Source organism: Citrobacter werkmanii (assembly GCF_008693645.1).
Taxonomy (GTDB): Bacteria; Pseudomonadota; Gammaproteobacteria; order Enterobacterales; family Enterobacteriaceae; genus Citrobacter; species Citrobacter werkmanii.
In genome coordinates, this window is sequence record NZ_CP044101.1 from 3,055,838 (window position 1) to 3,081,804 (window position 25,967).

The 25,967-nt window shown below is 49.3% G+C and carries 29 protein-coding genes; 10 read left to right on the forward strand and 19 right to left on the reverse strand.

Annotated elements, in window-relative coordinates; all coding sequences use genetic code 11:
- Window position 1: 1 nt before the first annotated feature.
- The 4 genes from motB to flhD form a co-directional block, all read right to left on the reverse strand.
- Window positions 2-931, reverse strand: coding sequence for a flagellar motor protein MotB (motB, locus tag FOB24_RS15400; protein ID WP_038641486.1), 930 nt, complete (start codon window positions 929-931; stop codon window positions 2-4).
- On the reverse strand, window positions 928-1,815 hold the full coding sequence (gene motA, locus FOB24_RS15405; RefSeq protein WP_032939611.1) for a flagellar motor stator protein MotA: 888 nt from the start codon (window positions 1,813-1,815) through the stop codon (window positions 928-930). The genes motB and motA overlap by 4 nt, the downstream gene beginning before the upstream one ends.
- 124 nt (window positions 1,816-1,939) lie before the next feature.
- Complete coding sequence (flhC, locus tag FOB24_RS15410) at window positions 1,940-2,524, reverse strand: flagellar transcriptional regulator FlhC (RefSeq protein WP_170973258.1); 585 nt, start codon at window positions 2,522-2,524, stop codon at window positions 1,940-1,942.
- Entirely contained in the window at window positions 2,521-2,862 is a 342-nt protein-coding gene (gene flhD, locus FOB24_RS15415; RefSeq protein WP_003034622.1) for a flagellar transcriptional regulator FlhD, read from the reverse strand. The genes flhC and flhD overlap by 4 nt, the downstream gene beginning before the upstream one ends.
- A 793-nt stretch (window positions 2,863-3,655) precedes the next feature.
- Here flhD and uspC point away from each other — a divergent pair.
- The gene (gene uspC / locus FOB24_RS15425) at window positions 3,656-4,084 is read left to right on the forward strand and encodes a universal stress protein UspC (RefSeq protein WP_038641488.1); all 429 of its coding nucleotides are present in this window, start codon (window positions 3,656-3,658) and stop codon (window positions 4,082-4,084) included.
- Window positions 4,085-4,100: 16 nt separating this feature from the next.
- On the opposite strand, the gene otsA is transcribed toward uspC, so the two are convergent.
- The 6 genes from otsA to FOB24_RS15455 form a co-directional block, all read right to left on the reverse strand.
- Complete coding sequence (gene otsA / locus FOB24_RS15430; RefSeq protein WP_038641490.1) at window positions 4,101-5,522, reverse strand: alpha,alpha-trehalose-phosphate synthase; 1,422 nt, start codon at window positions 5,520-5,522, stop codon at window positions 4,101-4,103.
- Window positions 5,497-6,300, reverse strand: coding sequence for a trehalose-phosphatase (otsB, locus tag FOB24_RS15435; RefSeq protein WP_087856039.1), 804 nt, complete (start codon window positions 6,298-6,300; stop codon window positions 5,497-5,499). Before otsB ends, otsA begins: the two co-directional genes overlap by 26 nt.
- Before the next feature lie 175 nt (window positions 6,301-6,475).
- The gene (araH, locus tag FOB24_RS15440; protein WP_042307755.1) at window positions 6,476-7,462 is read right to left on the reverse strand and encodes an L-arabinose ABC transporter permease AraH; all 987 of its coding nucleotides are present in this window, start codon (window positions 7,460-7,462) and stop codon (window positions 6,476-6,478) included.
- 14 nt (window positions 7,463-7,476) lie between these two features.
- A complete protein-coding gene (gene araG, locus FOB24_RS15445) occupies window positions 7,477-8,991 on the reverse strand; it encodes an arabinose ABC transporter ATP-binding protein AraG (RefSeq protein ID WP_038641495.1) in 1,515 nt (504 codons plus the stop codon).
- Window positions 8,992-9,106: 115 nt separating this feature from the next.
- Complete coding sequence (locus tag FOB24_RS15450) at window positions 9,107-10,096, reverse strand: arabinose ABC transporter substrate-binding protein (protein WP_038641497.1); 990 nt, start codon at window positions 10,094-10,096, stop codon at window positions 9,107-9,109.
- Window positions 10,097-10,414: 318 nt separating this feature from the next.
- Entirely contained in the window at window positions 10,415-10,972 is a 558-nt protein-coding gene (locus tag FOB24_RS15455) for a DJ-1/PfpI family protein (protein WP_150345126.1), read from the reverse strand.
- A 554-nt stretch (window positions 10,973-11,526) separates the two neighbouring features.
- On the opposite strand from FOB24_RS15455, the gene FOB24_RS15460 reads away from it, so the two are divergent.
- Window positions 11,527-12,030 (forward strand): non-heme ferritin-like protein, encoded by a 504-nt coding sequence (locus tag FOB24_RS15460; RefSeq protein ID WP_038641501.1) that lies wholly within the window; start codon window positions 11,527-11,529, stop codon window positions 12,028-12,030.
- Between the two features lie 136 nt (window positions 12,031-12,166).
- Here FOB24_RS15460 and FOB24_RS15465 read toward each other — a convergent pair whose 3' ends face one another.
- Window positions 12,167-12,418: a DUF2766 family protein gene (locus tag FOB24_RS15465; RefSeq protein WP_005127709.1), complete on the reverse strand. Its 252-nt coding sequence runs from the start codon at window positions 12,416-12,418 to the stop codon at window positions 12,167-12,169.
- Between the two features lie 131 nt (window positions 12,419-12,549).
- On the opposite strand from FOB24_RS15465, the gene FOB24_RS15470 reads away from it, so the two are divergent.
- Window positions 12,550-13,971, forward strand: coding sequence for an MFS transporter (locus FOB24_RS15470; protein WP_150345127.1), 1,422 nt, complete (start codon window positions 12,550-12,552; stop codon window positions 13,969-13,971).
- A 33-nt stretch (window positions 13,972-14,004) separates the two neighbouring features.
- Here the strand turns inward: FOB24_RS15470 and FOB24_RS15475 are convergent, their stop codons facing one another.
- Entirely contained in the window at window positions 14,005-14,643 is a 639-nt protein-coding gene (locus FOB24_RS15475) for an RpiB/LacA/LacB family sugar-phosphate isomerase (protein ID WP_038641506.1), read from the reverse strand.
- A 267-nt stretch (window positions 14,644-14,910) separates the two neighbouring features.
- Between FOB24_RS15475 and FOB24_RS15480 the strand changes: the two genes are divergently transcribed.
- Together FOB24_RS15480 and ftnA are read left to right on the forward strand one after the other, a co-directional pair.
- A complete protein-coding gene (locus FOB24_RS15480) occupies window positions 14,911-15,246 on the forward strand; it encodes a YecR-like lipofamily protein (RefSeq protein WP_038641508.1) in 336 nt (111 codons plus the stop codon).
- A 193-nt stretch (window positions 15,247-15,439) separates the two neighbouring features.
- Entirely contained in the window at window positions 15,440-15,937 is a 498-nt protein-coding gene (gene ftnA / locus FOB24_RS15485) for a non-heme ferritin (protein ID WP_038641510.1), read from the forward strand.
- A gap of 45 nt (window positions 15,938-15,982) precedes the next feature.
- Here ftnA and FOB24_RS15490 read toward each other — a convergent pair whose 3' ends face one another.
- Window positions 15,983-16,222 carry a YecH family metal-binding protein gene (locus FOB24_RS15490; RefSeq protein ID WP_038641513.1) on the reverse strand — a complete coding sequence of 80 codons (240 nt, stop codon included), beginning with the start codon at window positions 16,220-16,222 and terminating at the stop codon, window positions 15,983-15,985.
- Between the two features lie 227 nt (window positions 16,223-16,449).
- Between FOB24_RS15490 and tyrP the strand changes: the two genes are divergently transcribed.
- The gene (tyrP, locus tag FOB24_RS15495) at window positions 16,450-17,661 is read left to right on the forward strand and encodes a tyrosine transporter TyrP (RefSeq protein WP_150345128.1); all 1,212 of its coding nucleotides are present in this window, start codon (window positions 16,450-16,452) and stop codon (window positions 17,659-17,661) included.
- Window positions 17,662-17,688: 27 nt separating this feature from the next.
- On the opposite strand, the gene FOB24_RS15500 is transcribed toward tyrP, so the two are convergent.
- The 4 genes from FOB24_RS15500 to FOB24_RS15515 form a co-directional block, all read right to left on the reverse strand.
- Window positions 17,689-18,354 (reverse strand): YecA/YgfB family protein, encoded by a 666-nt coding sequence (locus FOB24_RS15500; protein ID WP_042307734.1) that lies wholly within the window; start codon window positions 18,352-18,354, stop codon window positions 17,689-17,691.
- A gap of 208 nt (window positions 18,355-18,562) precedes the next feature.
- On the reverse strand, window positions 18,563-18,844 hold the full coding sequence (locus tag FOB24_RS15505; protein ID WP_038641518.1) for a heavy-metal-associated domain-containing protein: 282 nt from the start codon (window positions 18,842-18,844) through the stop codon (window positions 18,563-18,565).
- Entirely contained in the window at window positions 18,841-19,197 is a 357-nt protein-coding gene (locus FOB24_RS15510; protein ID WP_069323582.1) for a mercuric transporter MerT family protein, read from the reverse strand. Before FOB24_RS15510 ends, FOB24_RS15505 begins: the two co-directional genes overlap by 4 nt.
- Window positions 19,175-20,317 (reverse strand): transglutaminase-like domain-containing protein, encoded by a 1,143-nt coding sequence (locus FOB24_RS15515; protein ID WP_150345129.1) that lies wholly within the window; start codon window positions 20,315-20,317, stop codon window positions 19,175-19,177. Before FOB24_RS15515 ends, FOB24_RS15510 begins: the two co-directional genes overlap by 23 nt.
- 328 nt (window positions 20,318-20,645) lie before the next feature.
- On the opposite strand from FOB24_RS15515, the gene FOB24_RS15520 reads away from it, so the two are divergent.
- Window positions 20,646-21,671 carry a patatin-like phospholipase family protein gene (locus FOB24_RS15520; RefSeq protein ID WP_121529181.1) on the forward strand — a complete coding sequence of 342 codons (1,026 nt, stop codon included), beginning with the start codon at window positions 20,646-20,648 and terminating at the stop codon, window positions 21,669-21,671.
- Between the two features lie 19 nt (window positions 21,672-21,690).
- On the opposite strand, the gene FOB24_RS15525 is transcribed toward FOB24_RS15520, so the two are convergent.
- Window positions 21,691-22,161 (reverse strand): SRPBCC family protein, encoded by a 471-nt coding sequence (locus FOB24_RS15525; protein WP_087856035.1) that lies wholly within the window; start codon window positions 22,159-22,161, stop codon window positions 21,691-21,693.
- Between the two features lie 13 nt (window positions 22,162-22,174).
- A complete protein-coding gene (locus tag FOB24_RS15530) occupies window positions 22,175-22,864 on the reverse strand; it encodes a LolA family protein (RefSeq protein ID WP_121529182.1) in 690 nt (229 codons plus the stop codon).
- 200 nt (window positions 22,865-23,064) lie between these two features.
- On the opposite strand from FOB24_RS15530, the gene FOB24_RS15535 reads away from it, so the two are divergent.
- From FOB24_RS15535 to FOB24_RS15545, 3 genes are all read left to right on the forward strand, one after another.
- Window positions 23,065-23,409 carry a hypothetical protein gene (locus FOB24_RS15535; RefSeq protein WP_085048013.1) on the forward strand — a complete coding sequence of 115 codons (345 nt, stop codon included), beginning with the start codon at window positions 23,065-23,067 and terminating at the stop codon, window positions 23,407-23,409.
- 446 nt (window positions 23,410-23,855) lie between these two features.
- Window positions 23,856-24,305, forward strand: coding sequence for a hypothetical protein (locus FOB24_RS15540; protein ID WP_087856032.1), 450 nt, complete (start codon window positions 23,856-23,858; stop codon window positions 24,303-24,305).
- A 71-nt stretch (window positions 24,306-24,376) separates the two neighbouring features.
- On the forward strand, window positions 24,377-25,744 hold the full coding sequence (locus FOB24_RS15545) for a Dyp-type peroxidase (RefSeq protein WP_150345130.1): 1,368 nt from the start codon (window positions 24,377-24,379) through the stop codon (window positions 25,742-25,744).
- Window positions 25,745-25,967 lie beyond the last annotated feature (223 nt).

Below are 25,967 nucleotides of genomic sequence, written 5' to 3' on the forward strand. Positions count from 1 at the left end.
ATCACCTCGGATTGGCTGGTGGCGATGTGGGAACGCTTGCCGGCGGAAGTTCCGCTGGCTGTTGTAAGACACTTACCGGCTCATTCTGGCTTTCAGCGTTTTCATGCAAAATGGCCTCTTCTGCCTGCTTATTGAGAACCAGCAGGCTAATACGGCGGTTGATGGCGTCCTCAGGACCGCGATCGCTCAGACGCATCGTGGCGGCCATGCCTACCACCCGTAATACTTTTCCATCATCCAGACCGCCGCTAACCAGCTCGCGGCGCGACGCATTAGCGCGATCGGCAGACAGTTCCCAGTTGCTGTACCCTTTCTCACCGTTGGCGTAAGGGTAATCGTCTGTATGTCCGGAAAGACTGATTCGGTTAGGGATGCCGTTGAGCACTGGCGCAATAGCCCGCAGGATATCGCGCATATACGGCTCAACTTCAGCACTGCCGGTCTTAAACATTGGTCGGTTCTGACTGTCGATAATCTGAATACGCAGCCCTTCCTGAACTAAATCAATTTTCAAATGCGGGCGCAGCGCACGCAGTTTAGGGTCCGATTCAATCAATTGATCGAGATCGCCGCGAAGTTTGCTTAAACGGCTTTGCTCCATGCGTTTTCTCAAATCATCAATATTCGGCTGCTTGTGCACTTCTCCCTGCTGCTGGGTGTAATCATCCCCTCCACCAGGGATGGGGCTTTGGCTATTCGAAATACGATTGCCGCCTGTCACCGCGGTAGCCAGTGGAGTACGGAAATATTCGGCAATCTGGATCAATTCTTTAGGGCTGGAGATGGAAATGAGCCACATCACCAGAAAGAAGGCCATCATGGCGGTCATAAAATCGGCGTAGGCGATTTTCCACGAACCATGCGCCCCACCACCATGACCTTTATGTTTGCGTCGCTTTACGACGATAATGGGATGGGCCTGATTTTTCATGCGTCCTCGGTCGTCTGCTGCGCAGCTGGATTTCTCACCGCACGAACATGCTCTTCCAGTTCGATAAACGAAGGACGTTCGCTGGAATACAATGTCTTACGACCAAATTCGACGGCAATCGGCGGGGCGTAACCATTCAGGTTGGAGAGCAGCGTTATCTTCACGCACTGCATCATCTTGGTGGTTTCAGCGCTTTTCTGACGCAGGACACTGGCAAGTGGAGAAATAAAGCCATAGGCCAGTAAAATACCGAGGAATGTCCCCACCATCGCATGCGCAATCAGCGAACCCAGTTCAGCCGCCGGGCGATCGGCGGAAGCCAGCGCATGGACAACGCCCATGACCGCCGCCACAATCCCGAATGCCGGTAGCGAGTCGCCAACCATCGCCAGGCTATTAGCCGGAACTTCGGCTTCGCTCTCATGAGTCTCAATTTCTTCGTCCATCAGCGCTTCAATCTCAAACGTATTCATGTTGCCGCTGATGATCAGTCGCAGATAATCGACAATAAAATCAAGCATCACGGCATCCGCAAGAATGCGTGGATAGCTGGCGAAGATTTCACTCTCTTTAGGGTTTTCGATGTCACGTTCGAGCGAGAACATGCCCTGCTGACGTGACTTGGCCATCAGGCGATATAGCAGCGCCAGCAGATCCATATACATCGCTTTGGTGTATTTCGAACGACGGAAAAGCATCGGGATCGCTTTCATCGTTCCCTTAATGGCTTTTCCGTTATTGCCGACGATGAATGCCCCAATACCTGCGCCACCGATAATCACCAGCTCAGCCGGTTGATAGAGTGCCCCAAGGTGTCCGCCGGTCATCATGTAACCGCCGAAAACTGTACCAATAACAACCAGGTAACCTAATAAGATAAGCACGACATCATCCTTTCGCAATTGACTATGACAGGATGCGCAGTCGGGAAGTTAACTTGAGGTCAGGACAAAAAAAAGCAGCGGTAATCGCTTACCGCTGCTGGAGTGTTTATCCACACCGTATCAGTTAAACAGCCTGTTCGATCTGTTCATCCAGCAGTTGTGGAATAATATCGGCAGCATTCTGGGAAAGTTTACGTCTTTTTACGGCCCGTGATGGCGGCTGGCATAAACTGCAGGCAAAGCTGCCTGCGGGTTGGTGTGCGTGGGTGATAAAGTTCCCGCCGCAGCAGTTGCATGTGGACAATTCCAGCAATCCGCTGTCGACAAAACGTACCAGCGTCCATGCGCGAGTTAACGCCAGCAGTGGACCATCTTCCTGCTGCGGACACTGCTCAAGATATAAACGATACGCTTTAATTACGGCATCCACACCGCTACACAACCCTGTTTTGAGCAGGAATTGCCATGCATTGCAAAACATCGAGGCATGGATATTTTGTTCCCACGTCATAAACCAATCGGTGGAGAAAGGAAGCATCCCTTTTGGCGGAGGACTGCCGCGTAATTCTTTGTACAGCTTGATAAGACGACCACGACTTAATTGCGTTTCGCTTTCCAGCATTTGCAAACGGGCGCCCAATGTGATTAATTCCATTGCCAACTGGATATCACGCGCTTCCTGAACAATGCTTTTTTCGCTCATCATCAAGCCCTTTTCTTGCGCGCGGCATCATCGATGTCGCTTAACAGTCGCGTAGAAAGCATGATGCCGGTATGAATTTGCTGGAGATCGTCAACGCGGGAGTCTTGCGTCAGGCGAGTGACAGTCTGGTGATCGTCGAAACGGAAGTGACACACCAGTTGGTTTGTTTCAGCCAGTTTGACCATTTGAGGAAGAGTTAATGTTGCCAACGTGTCCGCCATCTCTTCGCTGATACCAAGGCGAAACATCGCAGATGCTTTGTCCTGAACGATCAAACGTTGTGCAAGCAATAAATATGACAAATTGATGTCATAAATGTGTTTCAGCAACTCGGATGTATGCATTATTTGCATCCATAATAACCAACATTATTTTCATGCGGTAAAACCGCACCCCGTGATGTCGCCGGGAAGTCCCGGTAAAAAAAAGCAAAAGGTCAAATACATAGCAGCGTGACGACACATACACGTTGTGTAAATCAGCCCTTTTGAAGAATGCGCACTTCTTACAAGCTCACATCAATTCTTACAATTGTCTAAGATTTTTCCTAATTCGACGCAACTCTACCCGCCGCAAGTTACACATACAACGGAACCGTGCTGCGAATTTAAAGAATATGTGACGCAGATCACATAAATCAGCTAAACACTTAACATAAATCCATCAGCGTAGCTTTTACTTTGCTTATTTTTTAAACCAGCATTCATCTTTTCGATTCCTGGGCTACGAATATTCTTGCAATAAAAGCGAATAGTATTTTGTTCACAAACGTTAATATCACGCTGTGAAATAGCGAGCTGGATCACATATTTTATGTAAAACGACTTTTCAATTAAATTGTTTATAAACAATAACTTAAATATTAAGGGTGATTAATTAATACCGCGCAGTGATAACCCGTCAAATGTTAATATTTGTTTATTTTTTATTAACACATTGTTTTCATTGGCGGTGAGTTTTACTTAAGTGACCAGAACCTATTTGCAATTTATATGAAGCGATTATTCTATTTATAAGAATAATTAATGAATAATAATGATGGGATTCACACTATCCTGGGGAGAAACGTTGCAGTATGGAGTAAGCTGAGTAAAGCAGAAAAGTTCTCTCATAATTCTTGAAAAAAAGGAGCGAGTTATGAGCTATGCGCACATTCTGGTGGCGGTTGCCGCCACCCCTGAAAGCCAGCAATTGTTAGCCAAGGCAGTTTCTATCGCTCGCCCTGTCAACGCCCGCATTAGCCTGATCACATTGGTCTCAGACCCTGAAATGTATAACCAGTTTGCCGCCCCCATGCTGGAAGACCTGCGTGAACTCATGCAAGAGGAGACCCAGGATTTTATCGATAAACTCAGCAAAGAAGCCCAGTACCCCATCGAGCATACTTTTATTACCTATGGGGCACTGAATGAACATATTCTCGACGTTTGCCGTAAACACGCAGTCGATCTGGTCATTTACGGCAACCATAACCAGAGCTTCTTTTCGCGCGCTTCGTGCTCAGCAAAAAGCGTGGTCGGCGCCAGCCAGGTGGATGTTCTGCTGGTTCCTCTGGCTGGAGATTAATACCGTCTTCAGGTCGTTACGCCAGTTTCGAACAGGAAGGCACACTGTCTGACAACTGGCGCTTACTCTGACGCGACGTAACTTTTCTTAGATCGCATATAAATCTCGCCTGCCAGTTGTCGATATCGTTTTTAATGATAGTCTCAAGCATTTCAGCATGACGAGAGATACGTTCAGCAAGCGACATTGTCAGCGCCTGGTTAAGTGCGCCAGCCACTTCATCCCGGTCATAAGGATTCACAATAAGCGCAGAAGTTAACTCATTCGCCGCCCCGGCAAATTGCGATAACACCAGAACGCCGGGGTTGGCCGGATCCTGTGCAGCCACATACTCTTTCGCCACCAGGTTCATACCATCGCGCAATGGCGTCACTAACCCTACATCAGAATAGCGGAATATTTTCATCAGCAATTTGCGGTCAAAATACTGGTTCAGATAGTAAAGCGGCGTCCAGCCCAACTGCCCATATTTACCGTTAATCCGCCCGGCCTCTGTCTCCAGTTGATGGCGAATGTCCTGGTAGGCCTGCACCTCTCCGCGCGAGGTTGGCGCTATCTGCGTATAGCGAATTTTGCCATGGTGCTGCGGGTAATGCTCCAGCAGCGCCTCATAGGCCTGGAAGCGCTCTGGCAAGCCTTTGGAGTAATCCAGACGCTCAACGGAGAATATATTCTTCACATTCTTAAGCTCTGCCTTTAACTGCGCCATTTTTGGCGGCAGAGGACCTGAAGCTTGGCGTGCGATTTCCTCCGGCTCGATGCCGATTGGATACACTTCTGTGCAAAACGCTTTATCCCATGCTTTGTGGCGCTTATCGCTGTGGGTAGTTACCTGAGTCTGGACAGCCAGACAGTCCAGAAAAGCCTGGCGATCGTTTTCGGTCTGGAAACCCAGTAAATCAAAATCACACATCTGCTCAAGCAGAGCCTGGTGTGGAGGGAGCGCGTTAAAAATTTCCGGCGTCGGAAAAGGGATATGCAGGAAAAAACCGATGCGATTATTCACGCCGCGTTTACGCAACTCGTAGGCAAACGGTAACAGGTGGTAATCATGAACCCAAATAATGTCATCTTCGCTCAGCAGCGGCAGCAGTTTATCTACCAGCAAGGCATTAACCCGCTGATACCCCTCCCAGGCCGGGCGCTGAAACTGAACTAAATCCAACCGGTAGTGGAATGCAGGCCATAAAACGGCATTCGAAAACTGACAGTAATACTCTTCATAATCCTGCTCGCTCAAATTAAACGAGGCCCAGGTAATATTGCCACGAGTGACCTTTTTTAACGGTTTATCCTCATTACCGATATCGCCACTCCAGCCAAACCACAATCCACCAGCAGTTTTTAACGCGCCCAACACACCGACCGCGAGCCCACCTGCGCTCCCTTTGTCATCTGGCGAGGCGATACGATTAGATACTACGACTAAACGACCCATAGTCACCTCTTCTGTTGTTTGTTGTATTCGATTGTTGCTGCGAAGAGTTAATTTGCTCCAGCCAACGCCAGACATCGCTGACGCCATCCAGACGCCATGTCGCCAGCGTCGCCCCGCTCCCCACCTTCACTGAAATACCGCCTGCGCGGTTAACTACCTCAAAGCCGGTTTCATCCGTTAGATCATCACCGAAAAATACGGGGATCCTTCCGGCAAAAGGCGCTTCCTGCATAAATGCAGCAATCGCATCACCTTTATTCGTACCTTTCGGTTTTATTTCAACGACACATTTTCCATGCTGCAATGCAAGCTGCGGCCATGTATGCGTGATGCATTCCGCCAGCGTTACCAGCGCTGCTTCATGCTCTGGCGCCTGACGATAGTGCAGCGCGAAAGCCATACCTTTTGCTTCCAGCGTCGTGCCAGGCAGTTTCGACAACGCCGTCTGTAACAGCGCGCCGGCTTCACGTTCAATACCCGCGGGCAGGCGCACTATATGGGTTTGACCATTGATGTCACGGCGTTCTGCCCCATGCACTCCGGCAAGCGGAAAACGAAAGGGAGTGGTGAGGCCGTCAAGCTCAGCCATCGAGCGCCCTGAAATCAATGCCAGCGCACCCGCGTTATGCGTCGCCAACTGATGTAATAATTGCAGGATTGTCTTAGGGACAACGACCTGGTCAGGATAGGGCTTGATCTCAGCCAGTGTCCCATCGAGATCAAAAAAATAAGCACAGTTTGCAGATTGTTCAGGGGGTAATGTCAGTGATGCTGTCACCCGGTTATCCTCCTCATCATGGTTTGTACGCCGCGCGGATCGCGCCGTATAGATGATGTATGACGGATATAAGTATAGACAGTGTGACCATGCTCGCCATTTGGAAAAACAATCGCCAGCCGGGTAGCGGCTGGCGATTAGCTGAGGCTAGACTAAAAAGTTAGGGCTTAAATCATTAAATGGTACGCTTCGCTTTTTGCTTGTAACGGTCGAAGATTACCGCCGCCAGCAGGATGAGACCACGTACGACGTACTGTGCAAAAGGAGAGATATTCAGCAGGTTCATCGCGTTCTCAACCGTCCCCAGAATCAATACCCCGGCGACCACATATGAGATTTTTCCGATGCCGCCTTTCAGCGAAACGCCCCCTAATACACATGCAGAAATCACGATCAGCTCATAACCGATTGAGGTCATTGGCTGACCGCTGGTCATGCGCGATGCGAGGATAATGCCGGCAATTGCGGATACCAGACCGGAAAGAATAAAGATAATAATCTTGGTGCGAACAACCGGAACCCCGGCCAGGCGCGCAGCCTCTTCATTCCCCCCAATAGCCAGCGTGTTACGACCAAACGTGGTTTTATTTAACAGTAAGCCAAATACGATGAAACAAACGATCGTTATCCAGATAGGTGCCGGCAGCCCGAACCAGTTAGCATAGCCAAGGGTGAAGAAACGCTCGTCTTCAATCCCGACCGCCTTACCGTCAGAGATAATGTAGGCCAGACCGCGGACAATCTGCATCGTCGCCAGAGTGGTGATCAGGGCATTGATTTTTAACCGGGCAATCACAAACCCATTCACCAGACCGCATAAAATCCCCAGCAACAGCCCGGCAGCGACGCCAATCCACAGGCTCTCGGTCATGTTGATGACCACGGCAGTAGTGACCCCCGCACAGGCAATGACGGATGCAACGGACAGGTCGAAGTCACCGGATGCCAGGCAAAAGAGCATCCCACATGCGACCATACCCGACATCGATACCGCCAGTCCCAGCCCCTTCATGTTGATGAAGGTGGCAAAGTTTGGCACGAAGATGGCACAAACCAGGAACAATGCCGCGAACACCACCAGCATCCCGTATTGATCCCAAATGCGGCCAAGATTTAGCGCCGATTTCGCAGCACCTGAACCCGATGTAGAAACGGAAGACATCATACTCTCCTTATTCAGGCCACAGCCTGGCTGACTTTAGGCATTGCAAGGCTCAACGCCTGGCGTTCATCCGCCTGTTCATGAAGTAACTCCCCGGCAATCTCGCCTTCTCTCATCACCACGATACGATCGGCGACACCGAGAACTTCTGGCAGGTCACTGGATGCAAACAGCACGGCCACGCCGCGCGCCGCAAGGGCATAAATCACGTTATAAATTTCATGCTTGGCGCCCACATCAATGCCGCGGGTAGGTTCATCCAGCAAAATCACTTTCATCTCTTCCGATAACCACCTGCCAAGAATAGCCTTCTGTTGATTACCGCCAGAGAGGTTCATGATCAGTTGCTCCGCCCCCGGTGTTTTGATGTTGAGCGAACGAATATGGTGATCGGCATTGGTTTCTTCCCAGCCGTTATTGATCACGCATCCTCCCAATACATGTTTACGACGCGCGCTAATGTTGATGTTGTTACGCACCGAATGAACCGGAATAATCCCTTCAGCTTTGCGATCCTCCGGGCACAGCATCATCCCCGCTTCAATGGCGTGGCTCGGTTTGCGGATATCAATTGGCTGTTCATCAATAAACACCTGGCCTGCGGTGATACGCGTGCCGCCAAACAAGCCTTTCATTAATTCGCTACGTCCAGCGCCCACCAGCCCAAACAGTCCGACGATTTCACCGCTACGCACCGATAAACTGATCGGCGTGCGCACGCCTGGGGCTTTGACCTCATGCAAACGCAGGCGCTCTGCGCCATAAGGCCTGGATTTCCAGCCATAAATATCACCCAGGTCACGCCCTACCATCGCCTGCACCAGCGCATCGTGATCGACCTGCTGCATATCCGTAAACGTTTTAACGTAGTGCCCATCTTTAAATACGGTAATGGCATCGCTAAGGGCAAAAATCTCCTCCATACGGTGCGAGACATACAGAATGATGCGCCCTTCGTTGCGCAGCTCACGGATAACGCGAAACAAATTCTCAATCTCGCGTGCCGACAGGGAACTGGTCGGTTCATCAAAGGCGATAATTTTGGCGTTACGCGCCAACGCTTTTGCAATCTCTACCATCTGCCATTGACCAATGGAGAGGTATTTCAGTGGCGTGTCGGGATCTATATCCATGCCCAGATGCTTAAGCTGTAGCCCCGCTTCATAGTTCAGCAGCGACCGATTCACAATGCCGCCTTTATGCGGCAGTTGCCCTAAATAGATATTTTCGGCAACGGTCATTTCCGGGACGAGATGCAGTTCCTGGTAAATAATGGCGACACCAGCGTTCAACGCGGCTGTGGTATCCGCAAACGAAACTTCTTGTCCGCGGATCGCCAGGGATCCCGTCGTTGGCGCATAGTTACCACTGAGAATTTTTAAGAGTGTTGATTTTCCGGCGCCATTTTCGCCCATCAGCGCATGCACCTGACCGGCATAGCAATCGAAACTGATATCCGTAAGCGCTTTAACGCCGGGGAACGTTTTGCCAATGCCGCGAAATGAGAGATACGGGGTAGACTGTTGCATAACGTCTCCGTGATTCAGATCTTTATACCGGATGGCGGCTTTGCCTTATCCGGCCTACTGAGTACGTAATTCGTAGGCCGGATCAGACGCTTTGGCGACGCATCCGGCATTTATGTTACTTACCGCCTAAACCTTTCTTCGCCAGTTCTTCTTTGAAGTTATCGCGGGTAATCAGCACCACATCCGTCACTTCAGTAAACATCGGTGGCTCTGCACCTTTCGTTACCCAGTTGTAGAGCATTTGGCTTGATTTATAGCCGTGAACGTCCGGGCTTGGCAGTAATGAACCGTAGAACCCGGTCGCTTCGCCTTTAGAGAGTTCACTCACCGCGTCAACGCCGTTAATACCGATACCGATCACGTTCGGCGCTTTAAAGCCTTGCCCTTCGGTCGCACGTACGCCGCCCAGCACGGTGTTGTCGTTCATCCCCACGATCAGCCAATGTTTGACTTCAGGATGCTGAACAAGCATGGAGTTGGCGGCGTCGAATGCGCCAGGGATATCATTCGATTTGGTTGGAACCTGGTAGATCTGTTTTTCCGGGAAGCCCGCAGCTTTCAGCGCTTCCATTGAGCCTGAAGTGCGGCGGCGCGCGGTATCCAGTTCGTTCGCGGTAATGGCCATTACCGCGGTGGATTTCACATCCCACCCGCGCTTTTGCATCTCCTTGTACAGCTCCTGACCCTGGCGTTCACCAATTTTTGTTGCCGCCATCATGACCAGCGGCACGGTGTCCATCGGTTTCCCTTTCGCGTTGGCAAACTGGTCATCGACAGCAATGACTTTCATATCGTAGCCGCGCGCCTTCGCCATAATGGCAGGCCCGAGTTTGGGATCCGGCGTACAAATCACAAACCCTTTCGCACCGCTTGCAGCCAGGCTGTCAATCGCGTTAAGGGTTTTCTCACCATCCGGGACGGCGATTTTTATCACCTCAAAACCAAGGTCTTTACCGGCTTTATCGGCAAATTTCCATTCAGTCTGGAACCACGGTTCTTCCGGTTGTTTGACCAGGAAACCGAGCTTCATGGACTCAGCGATAGCGGATTGTGACATAATGGCAGCCAGGCCGATGGCCGCCAGCGCTTTAGTGAATTTGTGCATGGTCAACTCCAGCTTTAACGTTCTTTTATGTAGGGTAAAATCAGACGATTTTTTGTAATTCGGACGTAAAACAAGGCATTACCTTTTATTGATAAGATCAATGCCAGTGCTGAGAGTATTTTTAGCGGGAAATTGATTCTCCATAAGAGAGCGGCATCACACCACAGAATTACAGTAATTGCGTACATAAATTCAGCGAGAAATGACATAAAGAAACGCGATTTTGACGACGAAGAAAAAGAGGAATAGCAGATTAGTCCATAACATCAGTCAGCAAATCCTTGTCCCCGAATGCTGAAGCATTCGGGAAAACAATGTTTACCATGGGTAGTAAATGTGGTCGGCGTGATCGCGAATCGGAATATCATCTCCCAACAGACGCGCCGAAAGCGTAAACGCAAAATCAAAAATATGCCCTAATCCTTTGCCGCTAATAAGATTGCCATCCTCAACAACGGGCGCATCGATATATTCGCCATCCGTGACGTTTTGCCATAAATCTCCCGAGCACACGTAGCGACGCCCCTTTAGCAGACCGTTGCCGCCCAGTACGCGCGCGGCCGCAGAGCACACAGGACAAATCAGTTTTCCCGCCTCATCATGGCAGGTGACAAACTGGATGACTGCCTCGCTGGCGGCAAGATTAACGCTACCTTGCGGCCCCCCAGGCAACACGACGGCATCGTAGAGATGGGCCTGACGCGCAGCCAACGTACTGTCGGTCACCATCGGTACGTCATGATAGCTCACCACCGCACGCGACTCCGCGCAGGCCAGCGTTTCGACTTCGATATTCAGGCGACGCAGAATATCAATGGTAACAATCGCTTCCGCCTCTTCAAAACCAGGCGCCAGCAGCACCGCAACCTTTTTCATAGGTAACTCCTCGATTTCCCCACATTCACCAAACAATAAATGCCGAATCGTACAGGTCGTTAAATTTATTAATTTCAGCAAAAATGATCTGGCGCAAAATATTAACTACCAGATAGTTTTCATTTACCTTACCCAATCGTGAAATCGCCACCAGCCGGGACTTCATAATCAGCGAGGTCAAGACAATAACGTATTGTTAAATTTAATTTTGTGATATGAAACAACATTTCATTATCAGAATATTACTATAAATACTTAAATATCAATCAATTACATTCACGCATCTTATATGACGAAATGCAGGTATTAAGAATATTGCTATGACAATATGTAAAAAAACATAAATATGCAGATTTAAGGATTTTCTTATGTCAGATCACGCGCTATGCTGAATCTCGATCGGAAGCGGATATAATCCGTGATCACTAAAGGACCGGCGGAACGGATTTATTCTGCTAACAGTTTTAATTGTACGTAGATGTGAAGTGCGGCGACAGCCCGTTGCACTGACGTTAGTAACGTACATTCTCCTTTCTGGAAATAAGGATATTGATATGGCTGCAGTTGGAATTGTTCATAAACTCAACACGCAAATGAATCTTGAGTTCTACGCATCGAATCTTTACCTGCACCTTAGCGAATGGTGCTACGAACATAGCCTGACAGGTACCGCAACGTTTCTACGCACGCAGGCGCAGGGTAACGTAACTCAAATGATGCGTATGTTTAATTTTATGAAAAGCGCCGGGGCTAACCCCATCGTCAAGGCCATCGATGTTCCGGGTGATGAACTGACTTCCCTTGAAGAACTGTTTCAGAAAACACTGGATGAGTACCAACAGCGTTCGAGTAAGCTTTCACGCTTAACCAATGAAGCTGAAGCATTGAACGATGAGCCAACCGTTGATTTTCTCCACGATCTGGAAAAAGAGCAGCAGCAGGATGGCGTACTGTTACAAACCATTCTTGATGAAGTCCGCAGCGCGAAACGCGCGGGACTGTGCATGGCGCAAACCGATAAACATCTGCTGAACGTCGTAAACTACCAACATCACTAATCTTCAATTTTCATAACGCTAGCCGGATAGTCATGCCACGCATCTTATCCGGCTAGCGCTCAATGATCGCTACGCTCGCGCCTCTCATTCTCAAAGGCGCAAAAAACCTTTCTAAAACCTGAAACAACGGTTTATTTTAGTGAGACTCATTCTGCGGCGTGAATTTCAACTCGATCAAGGCAACTGCTTTTTGTATTGCGCGCATAGTAACCGGATCGGCACCTGCAGGGTGACTTGAAAAGTCGATGCTTTTCAGTTGGCTGGACATTTTCTCCCGGACTTCTACCGGGGCGATAACATCAATGACATCCAGAATTTGTTTGATAACCAGCTGACAGGCAACAACGTCCGAGAGCAGTTCCTGATCGGCATTCAGTGTTTGGGACATAATGAGCTCCTTATAGAAAGGTCGTCATAGTACCCATTCAGCGATCGAAACGGTAGCGGCGTACGCATAACGGATACGCTGAAAATAAATAAACAGACCCGGTCAGTTTCTTTTGAGATGGCAAGCACAACATGAGTGAACATTTAGCAGTTGAGAATAAACGCGGTCTCTCCCCGGCGGCATTACTTGTAGCCGGCGCTTTCTTTATGGAGTTTATTGACGGTACGGTGATCGCTACCGCCCTGCCCGACATGGCCAAAAGCTTTGGCGTACAGGCGGTTGACCTGAATATTGGTATTAGCGCCTACCTGATCACCCTCGCCGTACTTATCCCCGCCAGCGGCTGGATTGCGGACCGCTTTGGCGCCAGAAAAGTGTTTACCCTCGCACTGGCGATATTTACCCTCGCCTCGGTCTTATGCGGTTTGTCCACCAGTCTTGAAAGCTTTGTCGCCATGCGAATCTTACAGGGCGTGGGCGGCGCATTAATGGTTCCTGTTGGCCGCCTTGCGGTACTACGCACCACGCCTAAACATCAGTTAATCACCGCCATTGCGACTCTGACCTGGCCCGCGTTAGTCGCGCCCATCATCGGCCCTCCGCTTGGCGGATTCATCACCAGCTATGCCAACTGGCGTTGGATCTTCTTCATTAACGTCCCATTGGGAATACTGGCGATAGCGCTGGCGCGACGTTTTATTCCGGATATTCATGACGACGAGCGCCGTCCGTTTGATATAGCGGGTTTTGTCGCGACCTCTGTTGCCATGGTAAGTCTGGTGTATGCCATGGAGTTGCTGGGAACCCAGCAGCCGCAGGGTTGGCTAACTGCCGGACTTCTCACGCTGGGAATAGTGACTTTCCTGTTTGCCCTACGCCATTTTCGCCGCGCCGCCTGGCCGATGATTCGTCTTGATGCCATGAGCGTCCCGACTTTTCGCGTCACGATGTATGGCGGATCGCTGTTTCGCGCCTCTATCAGCGCCGTACCATTTCTGCTGCCGTTAATGTTCCAGGTAGGTTTTGGCATGAACGCTTTTCACGCAGGTTCGCTGGTGTTGGCGGTGTTTGTAGGCAATCTGACGATAAAACCTGCCACCACGCCGTTGATACGCTGGCTGGGCTTTAAGAAATTGCTGTTGATCAACGGGGCCCTTAACGTCCTGGCGCTGCTGGCCTGTGCATTGATAACGCCGCAAACGCCCGTATGGGTTATTTTGCTGGTGCTGTATCTGGGCGGTGTGTTCCGTTCAATCCAGTTTACCGGCGTCAGTACGCTTGCATTTGCGGACGTCCCCGCGTCGCAAATGAGCTACGCCAATACGCTGTTCAGTACGGCAACACAGTTAGCAGTGGGACTGGGAATTTCATTAGCCGCTATTGGGATCCGCATCGGCGCTGAAGTCAGTCAATGGCTGGCGCTGGGCAATATTCCGGGGATCAGCTTCCGCCTGGCCTTTGTGGCTATCGCCATAATTTGTCTGGTCGGTATGGTGGATACGCTGCGGCTTACCCGTGATGCCGGAAGTGCGGTGTCAGATAAGAACAGATAGCCCGGCGGGAGAACACCGCCGGGCCAGCAGGATTTAGCCAATAATCTCGCGCACAAACGCTTCGATCGACTTGTCCTGGCAGTTTTCAAAGAAGCACTGCTGGAAGCGTGGACCCGAGACGGCGGTTTTCACCAGTTCAGGATCGATAGCGCGCAGCGTATCCAGATAATTCTCTTTTACCACTGCAGCTTTCACCTGATTCAGAATACCGGCGTTACGCACCTGCGGCTCTTTACGTTCCGGTGGATAACCTTCCCCGGTACGTCCAGTAAACGCTTTTTCAAACATATAGCGCACATTGAGCTCGGCGCCCCAGCCAAAGCCTTTGGCGAAGGCCAGAGAAAGCGCATTCCCATTGTTGATCTGAGAAAACAAGAATGCGTCCGCCGGATCGAGGCAGTAGCCGCATACGACTCCCGGATGGATATTCAGTGACATCATTGCGCCCTGACCCGTACCACAGCCGGTGACCACAAAATCCACGGCTCTGGAATTCAGCAGGATGCTGGCCATAATCCCTAAATGAATGTAGGTCAGATGATGGTCATTTTCATCGCTCATGCCGACGTTATAAACGGGAAAACCTTTCTCATCCGCAACGGCTTTAAGCTCGTTATGAATGATGGCGTTTTTGCTTGCCTGGCTGTTTTCCATCATCAATGCAATTTTCATTCTGTCATCTCCTGAATGCGTAGCGTGGACTGCTGAAAGTCATAACATTCAGGCCACATTACTATTTTGCAAACCCACTTTCAAATTTAATGAAATTTTGTTTTATAAAGTAATGAAGGGCTCACATTTTTCCCTCAGCAGCTCAGAATGGCCTCAAGAAAGTGACGTCGTTGCGATTAATCGCAGGTGATCTTCAGGCTATTCAAGCCATTGATACGTCGAAAGGCATGCCATGATAGACTATCTCCGAACTTTCAGAGCGATCTCATGAAGACCTTTATCATTGCCCTTTTGCCGCTCGTGCTGACAGGATGCACTATTACTAAACAGGCGCAGGTGAGCGAAGCCAGCGCCATCACCGGCGTGGTTCGCCTGACTTACAACCAGGCCATGTTGCAAACGGCACGAACCGATGACTACGTAACCCAGGGAACCGCCACCAAAGAGTGCCAGCGTATGGGTTATGCCAGCGCCGTTGCGTTTGGGCAGCCAGTGTCAACCTGTAGCGTATATGCCGGTTCTTTGTGTTTGAACACCAAAATTACGCTCGCCTGGCAGTGTCACGGCGTCGCGGTATCTCCAGCGTCCTCATTCAATTACTAATATTTTCGACCAGCATTTTTTTGCTGGTCATTTGTTACTTCGGTATTTATATCCTCCGCTCAATAGCGTTAATGCGTTTTATTCCCATTCGTATTTTTAATAAATAAATTTATTATTTTACCTTTTGCAAATAATTAAATAACAAATTATAGTGGCGCCACGTAATATATAATAACGTTTGTGGAGCAGAACCATGCTGAAAACAGAAATGATCGACCAACTGAATGAGCAAATGAACCTTGAATTATATTCATCTCTGCTCTACCAACAGATGAGCGCGTGGTGCAGCTATCACAGCTTCGAAGGTGCTGCCGCGTTTCTGCGCCGTCACGCCCAGGAAGAGATGACGCATATGCAGCGTCTGTTCGACTACCTGACTGACACCGGTAGCTTACCGCGTATTAATACCGTCTCTTCCCCCTTCGCTGAATATGCTTCTCTGGACGAACTGTTCCGTGTCACTTACGAACACGAACAGCTGATCACCCGGAAAATTAATGAACTGGCTCACGCGGCAATGACCCACCAGGATTATCCGACGTTTAATTTCCTGCAGTGGTATGTTGCCGAGCAGCATGAAGAAGAGAAATTATTTAAATCTGTTATTGATAAGCTATCGCTGGCAGGAAAAAGCGGTGAAGGTCTTTATTTCATCGACAAAGAGCTGGCTACGCTCGATACGCAGAATTAATTCTGTTGGATAACGGTGGTGAGATGCCACCGTTATTCGATAATCTTAATGGCGGCAGATCTTGCTTTCGTGCGTAGAGAAGCCGTCTTCTTTTGCAATAAACTTCCCCTTCGCCGCTAAAAATGCCACCAGCTCAGCCGCCGTCATTCCTTGCGCAGAACAGGTGTGAAAACGTGCCCGCTCGCCAAAACGAGCCGTAATCGCCGCTTCAAGACTGGCATTTGAATACTGCTCGCCAGATTCAATCATCATGTTGAGCACTTCATGCCCGTGAATAGATTCCATACTACCTCCTCAATAAAGGGCATAGCCTAATGTGAAGCGCAGGGCGCTGCTTTGCGCTAACACAGGTTTACCAGCAGATAAATGTCATTTCCCATACATCTTAAAATCACCCAATAATCGTAAAGATTAATGTACATGCATTGTAACGGTGATTTGACGAAAATAATGTTTTGCCTTAACCTGCGCCGCAGATATAACCGTTGATTATCTCTGGGACAGAGGAAAGCGTGAAAAACAGAACCCTGGGTAGTATTTTTATCGTGGCGGGAACCACGATTGGTGCCGGTATGTTGGCAATGCCGCTGGCTGCGGCAGGCGTGGGGTTTAGCGTCACGCTGGTATTGTTAGTCAGTCTGTGGGCGTTAATGTGCTACACCGCGCTGTTGCTGCTTGAAGTGTATCAACACGTACCGGCTGACACCGGGCTGGGTACCCTGGCGAAACGTTATCTTGGCCGTTACGGACAATGGGTAACGGGTTTTAGCATGATGTTTTTAATGTACGCGCTGACGGCGGCGTATATCAGTGGCGCAGGTGAACTGCTGGCCTCCAGCATCAGCGACTGGACCGGGACAGCTATCTCGCCATCAACAGGTGTACTGCTGTTCACCTTTGTTGCCGGTGGTGTGGTTTGCGTTGGGACGTCGCTGGTCGATCTGTTCAACCGTCTGTTGTTCAGTGCCAAGATAATTTTCCTGGTGGCGATGCTGGCCCTGTTAATGCCGCATATCCATAAAGTGAATCTGCTTACGCTGCCGCTTCAGCAAGGGCTGGCGCTGTCCGCGATCCCGGTTATCTTCACGTCGTTCGGTTTTCACGGCAGCGTTCCGAGTATCGTCAGCTATATGAACGGTAACATCCGTAAACTGCGCTGGGTATTTATTACCGGTAGCGCCATTCCTCTGATCGCCTATATTTTCTGGCAACTGGCAACGCTGGGCAGCATTAACTCGTCCACGTTCATGAGGCTGTTAGCCAACCACGCTGGCTTAAACGGATTGCTACAGGCGTTACGTGAAGTCGTGGCATCGCCGCACGTTGAACTGGCGGTACATTTGTTTGCCGATCTCGCACTGGCGACCTCTTTCCTCGGTGTCGCGCTGGGGCTGTTTGACTATCTGGCAGACCTTTTCCAGCGCCGAAATACCGTAGCAGGAAGGATGCAAACCGGCGTGGTGACGTTCCTGCCGCCGCTGGCATTCGCGCTGTTCTATCCACGTGGTTTCGTGATGGCGCTGGGATATGCGGGCGTTGCCCTCGCGGTACTGGCGCTACTGATCCCCGCCATGCTGGCATGGCAAAGCAGAAAACATAACTCGCAGGCTAACTACCGCGTGGCGGGTGGCGCACCGGCGCTGGCGTTGGTGTTTATGTGCGGCATTATGGTGATCGCGGTACAGTTTTCCATTGCAGCAGGGTTACTGCCTGAAGTGGGTTAAACAAAAGGGGCTTTACGCCCCTTTCTGTTAATGCAGACAGCACTGCTTATATTTTTTCCCACTGCCGCACGGGCACGGGTCGTTACGTCCTACCTTGGCATCCACTTTTACCGGCACCTTCACCGGCGTTTCCTGCGGATGCGCCATCCACCAGGCATGCAGATCCAACGCCGCCAGACGGATAGCGTCCACGCTTTCCTCAAACTCTTCTGGCGTCAGTTTCTCAACCACCGCGAAGTTTTCTTCTGTACCATGCAGCGCAATAGCCTCGAGCGCCGGTTTCAACGTATCCGGTAATGCGGACCAGTCCGACAACGCGACGCCGCGCATATAACCAAAGCACCACTCTTCTACGATGGTCAGTTCATGCTCGTCAATTTCACGCAGACCAAACAGCGGCTCAAACTGCTCAGGGTATTCATCCAGACGATCGGCCGTATCCGCCATGTGCTGAAACGCCAGGTTCATGAAGCGCGTCATTTCTTTTTCGGAGGACCAGCGAGGGACATACTGCGCACCACCCCAAATTGCGACCAGCCACTGCTCCGGTTCAATTTCATACGGTGAACTGAGCACCGCCGTCAGCAAACCATCCAGTTCTGACACATCCAGAATAGCCTTGTCCGTATTGTACTTAGTCAGTACATCATCCAGCCATTCCAGTTCGCTCTCGTTTAATGGTCCCGTTTTCATAACGCTTTTCCTTAGTCAAAAATTCTCGCCTGTAATCATCCTACATGGCTGGAGGGATAACAGATACAAATGGGCGTGGGCGGCTTACAACTGCCGCCAGTTCAGGTTAACAGGAAACGAGGGGAATTCCGGTAGTTAACGCACAAAAGAGAACACCAGGCCGCCGGGCATCATACCGGGAAAACAGAACAAAACCACCCGTAGGTGGTTATTGTTGCTCAATACGGTTAAGCGTCGCGCTATACCCGGTTTTTGCTACCGCTTTAAGCAAAGTCTCGGTAGGAAAACCTTCAGGCACGATCGCTTCTGCCTGCCTTGTCTTGAGTGAGGATTTGGCCTTAATGACGCCATCGGTTTCGCGTAATGCCTGATTGACCGAAATTACGCATAACGAGCAGGTCATATTTTGTATATCCAGCACCACTTTTTGATTGGCCGCCTGAACCCACAACGGCAATAATAAGCCTGCAACTAACGTGAAAATCTTCATTCAAACACCTCATAAAACCAGGCAACCAGCGTTGGGTAAAATAACACCGGCAAAATCAACGCCAGCGCACACCAGTAGAGAACGCGCGCTTGTTTCAGGGTTAGCCAGCCAGAACACCACAACCGTTTGGAAAAATAGAGTCGCCAGAAAACACGCAGTAATAATCCCAATGACAGCAGCATCAAAGGAATTCGTAAAAACTCAAACCGGGTTAAAACAGCAAAGCTCGCCGCTGAAATACCAAATAACAGATATAACAGCGGCCCAACGCAGCATAAACCGGCAGTGACGGCAGCCGCCGCGGCCGTCAGCAGGGTCAGTCCCGCGCCTTTAGCGTTGTTCTGTGGCGACATAGCGGTAGGAGAACACTTTAGGATCGTAGAAATTGATCGGGTCGCCATCGACTTCTGCGTAAGGATAACCAAAGTTGTTCATGGCGCCCTGCTCTGTCGCCGGATACAACTCGAAATCACGTCCGTAGTTGAATCCTACCCAGTTCATTTCCCAGTTACCAAACAGATAAGCGTTGACGGCCTGGACATCGGCGTCCTGATGCGATTTTTTCTCAGTCAGACGCATTTTGGTCACGTCAGCGGGATCGCACGGTAACCAACCGTAACCTGCCAGATAGAATTCGGCGCGACAGTGCTGTCCACCGCTGACATCGGCAACGCCTGCGCTATCGGCCTTGCCAAAGGCGCTTGTCGAGTAGCGCTCGAGCTTATTGGCTTTGCCCAGACGGATACCAAACAGTTCACGCGCCGGAATACCGCTGGCCCGTGCCAAAGCAACAAAAACGGAGCTCATATCGGTACATTTTCCCTTGAGCTTGCCGCTTTTTAAGATCTCCGCCACATCACCGGTACCGCAGCCAATAACGTCATTATCTCGTTCCATATGGCTACTCACCCAGTCGTAAATGAGACGCGCTTTTTTCAGCGGATCTTGCTCATTACCGGTAATTTTGCGCGCGGTTTCCAGAACCAGCCCATCAACAGGCGTATGTGCCGTCGGTAACAAGTAGGGTTTTACATCCAGCGGATAAATAATCTGCTCCGGTACTTGCCAGGTTTTTAGCGCATCCTGCTTTAACGGCTCCCAGTCAGCGGTTTCAATGTCGATATCAACGTTAATCAACAATTCGCTCTGGGAGTCTGGCCAGGTGGCGAACAGCGTCTTCGCGCCATAGGCATTGTTGGTGGTGACATACGCCTGCTGATAGTTACCGCTAAAGGCAAGGGCTGTCATTTGTTGAAACGCGGTATCTACAGGTAGCGGGATCCAGAGTTTCACCACACCGCGCGATCCCTCAGGAGGGTTGAGTTTATACGTTTGTGATAAGACAAAGCGTCGACGCGCGACAGGCGCGACTGTTGGCTCCGCGGCATGTACTGTCTGGCTAAGAACCGTAGGCCCGACTAAACCGGCGGCGGAAAGGAGAACGCTATTTTTGAGAAATTGTCGACGTTGCATTGCTGTCTGTCCATGTTGTAAGAGTTGAGCTACGGCCCGTTGGGAAACCGGCGATCATCACAGCAGACAGACGCTGACTTAAAAAGGCGAGTCGATGGAGATTATTCATCAATAACAGACCTGTTAACTGTGAATGAAATGAGAGACTACAAGGTCGCTATTAAGCCATTTACAGGCAAAAAAGTACAGTAGCAAGCGGATATCAATCTGCCAGATCACCCTGTCGCATGAAGCAAACGCAGCAGAAATCCGGCCTATATTTAAATGCATGCAATAGTAGAAATAACCCAATCCATAATCCCGTTTCATATTCTGGGAGGAAGTAAAAATGGCAATGAGAATACTGTCTATTGATGGCGGCGGGATCAGAGGCATCCTGCCGGGTATGCTACTTGTGGCACTGGAGAAGAAATTGCAGGATATATCAGAAAATCCTGCCGCCAGAATTGCGGATTACTTCGATCTGGTTGCCGGTACCAGTACCGGGGCCATTCTGTGTTCTGCTTATGTTTGCCCTGACGCAAAAGGAAAACCAAAGTTCTCCGCTCAGGAAGCCGTCAATTTCTACCTTCAGGATGGGGATGAAATTTTTGATGTCGGTGTCTGGAAAACAATCAGTTCACTGGGTGGCGCTACCGATGAGAAATATTCTGCAAAGGAGCTGGAGCGAGTATTAAAAATGGCATTCGGTGAAACAAAACTCAGTGAATTATTAAGACCAACCTGCTTTGTTTCTTATGACGTGAGCAGTCGTCTTCCTGTCATTTTCAAACAACATTCAGCCCTCGCCAAAAATCGGGACTTCCTGGTCAGGGACGCTTTACGGGGTACCTCTGCGGCTCCCACCTATTTCGAAGCAGCGCGTATTTATTCATTGCCCCCTGTTCCCGAAAAATTTGTCCTGGTTGATGGCGGTGTGGTAGCAAACGACCCCGCGCTCTGTGCCTATTCCGAAGCGATTAAATTCAGTAATGTCGCTGGCATTAAGGATATGATTATTGTCTCACTGGGAACCGGCAAGAAACTGCAGGGGTATTCCTATTCCGAAGTTAAGGACTGGGGTCCCTTTGGCTGGGCAAAACCGGCTATTGATATCGCGCTTGAGGGGGGGCCGCAGATGACCGCGTATTATCTGCAACAAATTGCCTCAACGGTAAAAAATTCTAAATACTACAGAATACAGCCTGAACTATACGGCGCCGATCCAACGCTGGATAACGCATCGCGTGAAAACTTAGAACTTCTGCGCCAGGCAGGTCTACAAAATGCCGCCGTGTATGATAAGACATTGACTGAGATCGCTAAGTTATTAATCAATAGTGGAGGCAATTTTAAATATCAGGACGCTCATTAATCCCCAACGCTGACTGAACTCAAAATATATGCACCTTCGTTGCCAGTTTACGGGCTAACCCTCTTGCCCCCTCACGCATGACCGCATTGTGATTCCAGCGAAATACGGGTGCCGCCAGCGGGGCAAGATAATTCATCCAACGGATAGTGGTTCGGACATTCCAGTCATATTTGACAATAGTCTCTTTGCCACTCGCAGTAAAAGACCACACACCTCGCCCTTCTACCGCCCCGCTGGCTTGTCCTTCAAGCAGAGAGCAAGGGAGAATATTCAATACGTTGATATCAAAGGTTAAACGATAAGGAAGCGCCCCTTTCCAGGTATAACGATGTAGCGCGCCAATGCCCTGTAAATCCCCCTTCTTGATCTCCACAATTCTTTCCAGACTGCCCCACCATTCCGGCCACTGGTCCGGATGGGAAAAAATATCCCATACCTCCTGGATTGAAGCCTCAACCCGCCAGACCGTGGAAAACTGATACTCAGCCATAGTACGGGCTCCCTCAAGGCGTGAAGAAATTAGCGGGAAAACGGATGTTGATAACCATAGCTTCCAGAAGAACGGTTTCTAATCGCCGCCCATCTGGGGCATAGCCGATCACTTTGGCAGGGAATCCGTGATAATTATCCAGCCAGACGTCGTAGCGGTGAACGCCATCCACTGTCATTATTCCCGGCCCAACCACAGACACATGCGTCGTCTCCCGCCCCGCTAGACGCTCCTGAGCAACAACCGTCGTTGTTCCCTCGCGCTGCAGATGGCGAATATTGCCTAACAACACGCCGATATCAGAACGATCCACCCGATGACCGCGCTCATCCTGGATCAATGAATTGGTCGGCGACAGGTGCAAAATGGGCAACGACCCCACACCAAATGGCCATAATGTCACTTTACCGGTGACGGGATTAAAGATGAGCACCGCGCCTGAATGCGGCTGGGAAAAATCCATTCGTACGTAGCCGGGTTTCTGATAGCTGTAGCGAATGATTTTATTCTCATCCTGCGCAGATGAAGATCGCAGCATGACCTGATAAGAGGTCATGTTGTTAAATGACTGCAGCGAAAATGCAACAGGATCCGTGGCTCGGGCTCGCGGTGATAATCCCCCTCTTTCTTCCACCGACCATACTGAGCAACTAAAGACAAGCAATGCGGTGAACGCAACTAGCGGAAAAAATGAGACGCTCATGGCCGCCCCCTGTATCTGTACTATCTGCCAACAGGAGTCATCGCCTGTCGACTGTTATTATAGTTCTTAACCGCGCGGCGCTACTCTCCCGGCTTCTCAGACTCAGTAGGGACTGTTGGTTAAATTGTTGGTTTTCTTTTCAGTTGAGATGACAACATCAAGCTATACTTTAATAGCCACACTCTTAACAGGTATTAATCATGAAACTGCCATCGGTATTTTCATGCGCCGTTCTCATCTTACTGCTGCTGGCGTCATCATCTGCCACAGCCAGCGCGTTACAAAACCAGGCCGCGAGTGAGCAAGCGTTAAGCGCGGCACTCCGTGCCGGTAATGGCATCATCATCATTGGCGGTACAGATGATTTCGCTTTCACGTTCAGGGCACCAAACCGAATCCACAGACATTTAGCGATTCAGGATAGCTTTGGCGATCCCACCATGATAAATGGTTTCCAGGACCTCAACGATAATCCTGCCCGAAATGGGTTTATCAACAACCCTGCCCGAGGACGATTTATGCTTAACGCACCGATTCGTCGATAATCGACAAACAATGTCTGCAATGATCGTTACCTGAAATACGTTCTCGGTATACGTGCCACTGGTTTGACATAATTATATGAACAGTTTCCCATATAACTCAGTTTGGCTTAAATTTTCACCTACGATTACTCATTATATTTTCTTATTTCTGTACAGAGATTTCACCCGCTGGTATTAATGACACATATAATAACCAATAAAATAATAAGATTACCCTGACTCATTACATCAATAAAAGCACCACTGAAATTATAAATATATATTTCTCATAAGGACAGCCTTCCTTCAAAATAGTGCTAAACTTTGGTACAGGGTAAAGAAAAAGTTTTAACCTGGAAACTCCAACACAACGGAGCCTGTTAATCTTTTTTAATTCATCGCTCCAGCATTCTGCCCCTGATTTATCCGTTGTACTGGTATCGTTAATCATCTCTGGGAGTTACACAATGCCACATGCTCTGAATATGACAATGCCATTAAAACAGGATGAGGGATCCCTACAAGCCCTTCAACAGCTCAAAGCAACATTTGCAGATACCTTCCAGAAGGAGATTGGCAACGCGCTAGCTGAGTCGAATATCGTCCATTATGCCAGAATTCTAATTCTCGATGACAAATACATTCAGATACTCACTGAATACGATGGAGATAAAATAAACTATGCGCTCTTCTTCTACCGCAAATTACCTAACGTATTCAGAGGTATTTTTAGTCTGGTAGAAGGTGCTCCTGCCATAGATGATTTAATGCAGAGTGAAGATTTGTTTGTCGCAACATCAAAAAGTTTCGACGTACATGCTCTGGGAAAAAAAGATGATGATGATGAAGCTGGATGGCTATTCTCAGCATTTGAAGATAAGACGGTAAATGACATAAAGCTTGCACTATCCAAATGAAGCACAGTTTACACAATCGGGAATCGGCACTCATGGATTCCCGTTTTTCAATTGTCTATAAGGCGGCCCGTATGTCTTTAACAGATCTGTCCGATATCCAGGGCTTGATTCACCATAGTTACGGCTACTCAAAGTCCCGTCATCTCTTGTTTGAAATCACCAGCCAGGAGGCAGGTAAACGTTTACTGGATTACCTGGCACCGTTGACAACGCATGCGATGGTCCTACCCGCGGCAAAACCCTCAGCATTACTCAACGTCGGGATCACCTATAAAGGACTTGAAGCACTACGAGTGGCCCCCCGCTTGTTAAAATTTTTCCCTTCGGAGTTTCGGGAGGAACCAAATAAACAAACGATGGGAGATTTAGGTCTTAGCGATCCAGCAAACTGGTGGAATGGAAAATTCAAAACGGAACAGATACATCTGGTCGTGCACCTGTACACGCAGTCACTTGAGATTCTGGACGAAGTGACTGCCGATGTTCGCAACGCTGCCATTGGTTGTCAGGAATTACGCCCGACCAGAGAAGATAGAGCTATTGAAGGCGGGTGGATCGACAATACCCCCGGCGAACTTCATTTTGGCTATCGTGATGGTATCTCCCAGCCTACAGTTCGCTGGAATGATGCCCCCCTTCAACAAGGCGAAATTGACTATCGGCATTTTATTCTCGGCTACGCAACACAGAAGATCCAATCAGCTCCAATGATACTGCCTTCTTCTCCAGACTCTGTTCTGGCAACGGAGTTAGTTCGCAACGGCTCCTATTCCGTGTTTCGTTGGCTTTACCAGGATGTGGCGTTGTTTAACCGCTTTCTTCGTACAGAAGGTCCCAGAGTATTCCCATTATTGCCACCGAAGGACGCAGAAGAATTGCTCGCAGCCAAATTGATGGGACGATGGCGTGATGGCACGCCACTAGTCGAGTCGCCTGATGTGCCCAATACATTACTTTCCAGTAGTAACAACTTTGGTTACACCGGAGATCTTAATGGTCAGCGGTGTCCTTTCTCCGCGCATATCCGGGTTGTTAATCCGCGAGATCAAGCGCTCAATCCTACTTCAGCGGCAGAAGAGATCCCCCGAGTTATTCGCCGAGGTACCCCATTCGGGCCAAAATTAACTGAGGAGGAGGATGATCAGGTTGAACGTGGGCTGGTAGGAATGTTTATTTGCGCCAGTATTCTTCGGCAGTTCTACAAACTCACGGGTTGGATGAAAGTGAATGACTTCAGTCCCATTTTTCCCGATCAACACGCCCAGGATCCTTTGGCAAATCGCTCTTCTGCAAATACCACCACTCCCTTCTTGATTCCGACCGAGCAGAGTAGTCAAAACGTGGCATTACACAATTTCGTGACCACCAAAGGAACCGCTTTTTTTCTGCTGCCGGGGGTGAAAACACTACAAGCTATTGCACAAGGGAAGTACCAGTAGAAGAAAAGCAATCTTTGACTATTTCTAATGATAATATTATCAACTGCTTTTATTATTCTGCTTGAAAAAATTAATGCTTTTTTCATATATACAATATGTGCTGAAATACAAAAATAAAAAGTATCCATTCACAACAATATAATTTTTGTGACTTGAAAATTATGTCACTAATCCATCCAGTGTTGGCTTACGTCACAGCACGTTGCTGCAACTTTTTCAGTTT

Bases quoted from the DNA above. Each gene is read 5' to 3' on its own strand.
- motB (WP_038641486.1), bottom strand. From the start codon at position 931: ATGAAAAATCAGGCCCATCCCATTATCGTCGTAAAGCGACGCAAACAT.
- flhD (WP_003034622.1), bottom strand. From the start codon at position 2,862: ATGCATACATCCGAGTTGCTGAAACACATTTATGACATCAATTTGTCA.
- uspC (WP_038641488.1), top strand. From the start codon at position 3,656: ATGAGCTATGCGCACATTCTGGTGGCGGTTGCCGCCACCCCTGAAAGC.
- otsA (WP_038641490.1), bottom strand. From the start codon at position 5,522: ATGGGTCGTTTAGTCGTAGTATCTAATCGTATCGCCTCGCCAGATGAC.
- araH (WP_042307755.1), bottom strand. From the start codon at position 7,462: ATGTCTTCCGTTTCTACATCGGGTTCAGGTGCTGCGAAATCGGCGCTA.
- araG (WP_038641495.1), bottom strand. From the start codon at position 8,991: ATGCAACAGTCTACCCCGTATCTCTCATTTCGCGGCATTGGCAAAACG.
- FOB24_RS15450 (WP_038641497.1), bottom strand. From the start codon at position 10,096: ATGCACAAATTCACTAAAGCGCTGGCGGCCATCGGCCTGGCTGCCATT.
- FOB24_RS15455 (WP_150345126.1), bottom strand. From the start codon at position 10,972: ATGAAAAAGGTTGCGGTGCTGCTGGCGCCTGGTTTTGAAGAGGCGGAA.
- FOB24_RS15460 (WP_038641501.1), top strand. From the start codon at position 11,527: ATGGCTGCAGTTGGAATTGTTCATAAACTCAACACGCAAATGAATCTT.
- FOB24_RS15465 (WP_005127709.1), bottom strand. From the start codon at position 12,418: ATGTCCCAAACACTGAATGCCGATCAGGAACTGCTCTCGGACGTTGTT.
- FOB24_RS15470 (WP_150345127.1), top strand. From the start codon at position 12,550: ATGAGTGAACATTTAGCAGTTGAGAATAAACGCGGTCTCTCCCCGGCG.
- FOB24_RS15475 (WP_038641506.1), bottom strand. From the start codon at position 14,643: ATGAAAATTGCATTGATGATGGAAAACAGCCAGGCAAGCAAAAACGCC.
- FOB24_RS15480 (WP_038641508.1), top strand. From the start codon at position 14,911: ATGAAGACCTTTATCATTGCCCTTTTGCCGCTCGTGCTGACAGGATGC.
- ftnA (WP_038641510.1), top strand. From the start codon at position 15,440: ATGCTGAAAACAGAAATGATCGACCAACTGAATGAGCAAATGAACCTT.
- FOB24_RS15490 (WP_038641513.1), bottom strand. From the start codon at position 16,222: ATGGAATCTATTCACGGGCATGAAGTGCTCAACATGATGATTGAATCT.
- FOB24_RS15500 (WP_042307734.1), bottom strand. From the start codon at position 18,354: ATGAAAACGGGACCATTAAACGAGAGCGAACTGGAATGGCTGGATGAT.
- FOB24_RS15505 (WP_038641518.1), bottom strand. From the start codon at position 18,844: ATGAAGATTTTCACGTTAGTTGCAGGCTTATTATTGCCGTTGTGGGTT.
- FOB24_RS15510 (WP_069323582.1), bottom strand. From the start codon at position 19,197: ATGTCGCCACAGAACAACGCTAAAGGCGCGGGACTGACCCTGCTGACG.
- FOB24_RS15515 (WP_150345129.1), bottom strand. From the start codon at position 20,317: ATGCAACGTCGACAATTTCTCAAAAATAGCGTTCTCCTTTCCGCCGCC.
- FOB24_RS15520 (WP_121529181.1), top strand. From the start codon at position 20,646: ATGGCAATGAGAATACTGTCTATTGATGGCGGCGGGATCAGAGGCATC.
- FOB24_RS15525 (WP_087856035.1), bottom strand. From the start codon at position 22,161: ATGGCTGAGTATCAGTTTTCCACGGTCTGGCGGGTTGAGGCTTCAATC.
- FOB24_RS15530 (WP_121529182.1), bottom strand. From the start codon at position 22,864: ATGAGCGTCTCATTTTTTCCGCTAGTTGCGTTCACCGCATTGCTTGTC.
- FOB24_RS15535 (WP_085048013.1), top strand. From the start codon at position 23,065: ATGAAACTGCCATCGGTATTTTCATGCGCCGTTCTCATCTTACTGCTG.
- FOB24_RS15540 (WP_087856032.1), top strand. From the start codon at position 23,856: ATGCCACATGCTCTGAATATGACAATGCCATTAAAACAGGATGAGGGA.
- FOB24_RS15545 (WP_150345130.1), top strand. From the start codon at position 24,377: ATGTCTTTAACAGATCTGTCCGATATCCAGGGCTTGATTCACCATAGT.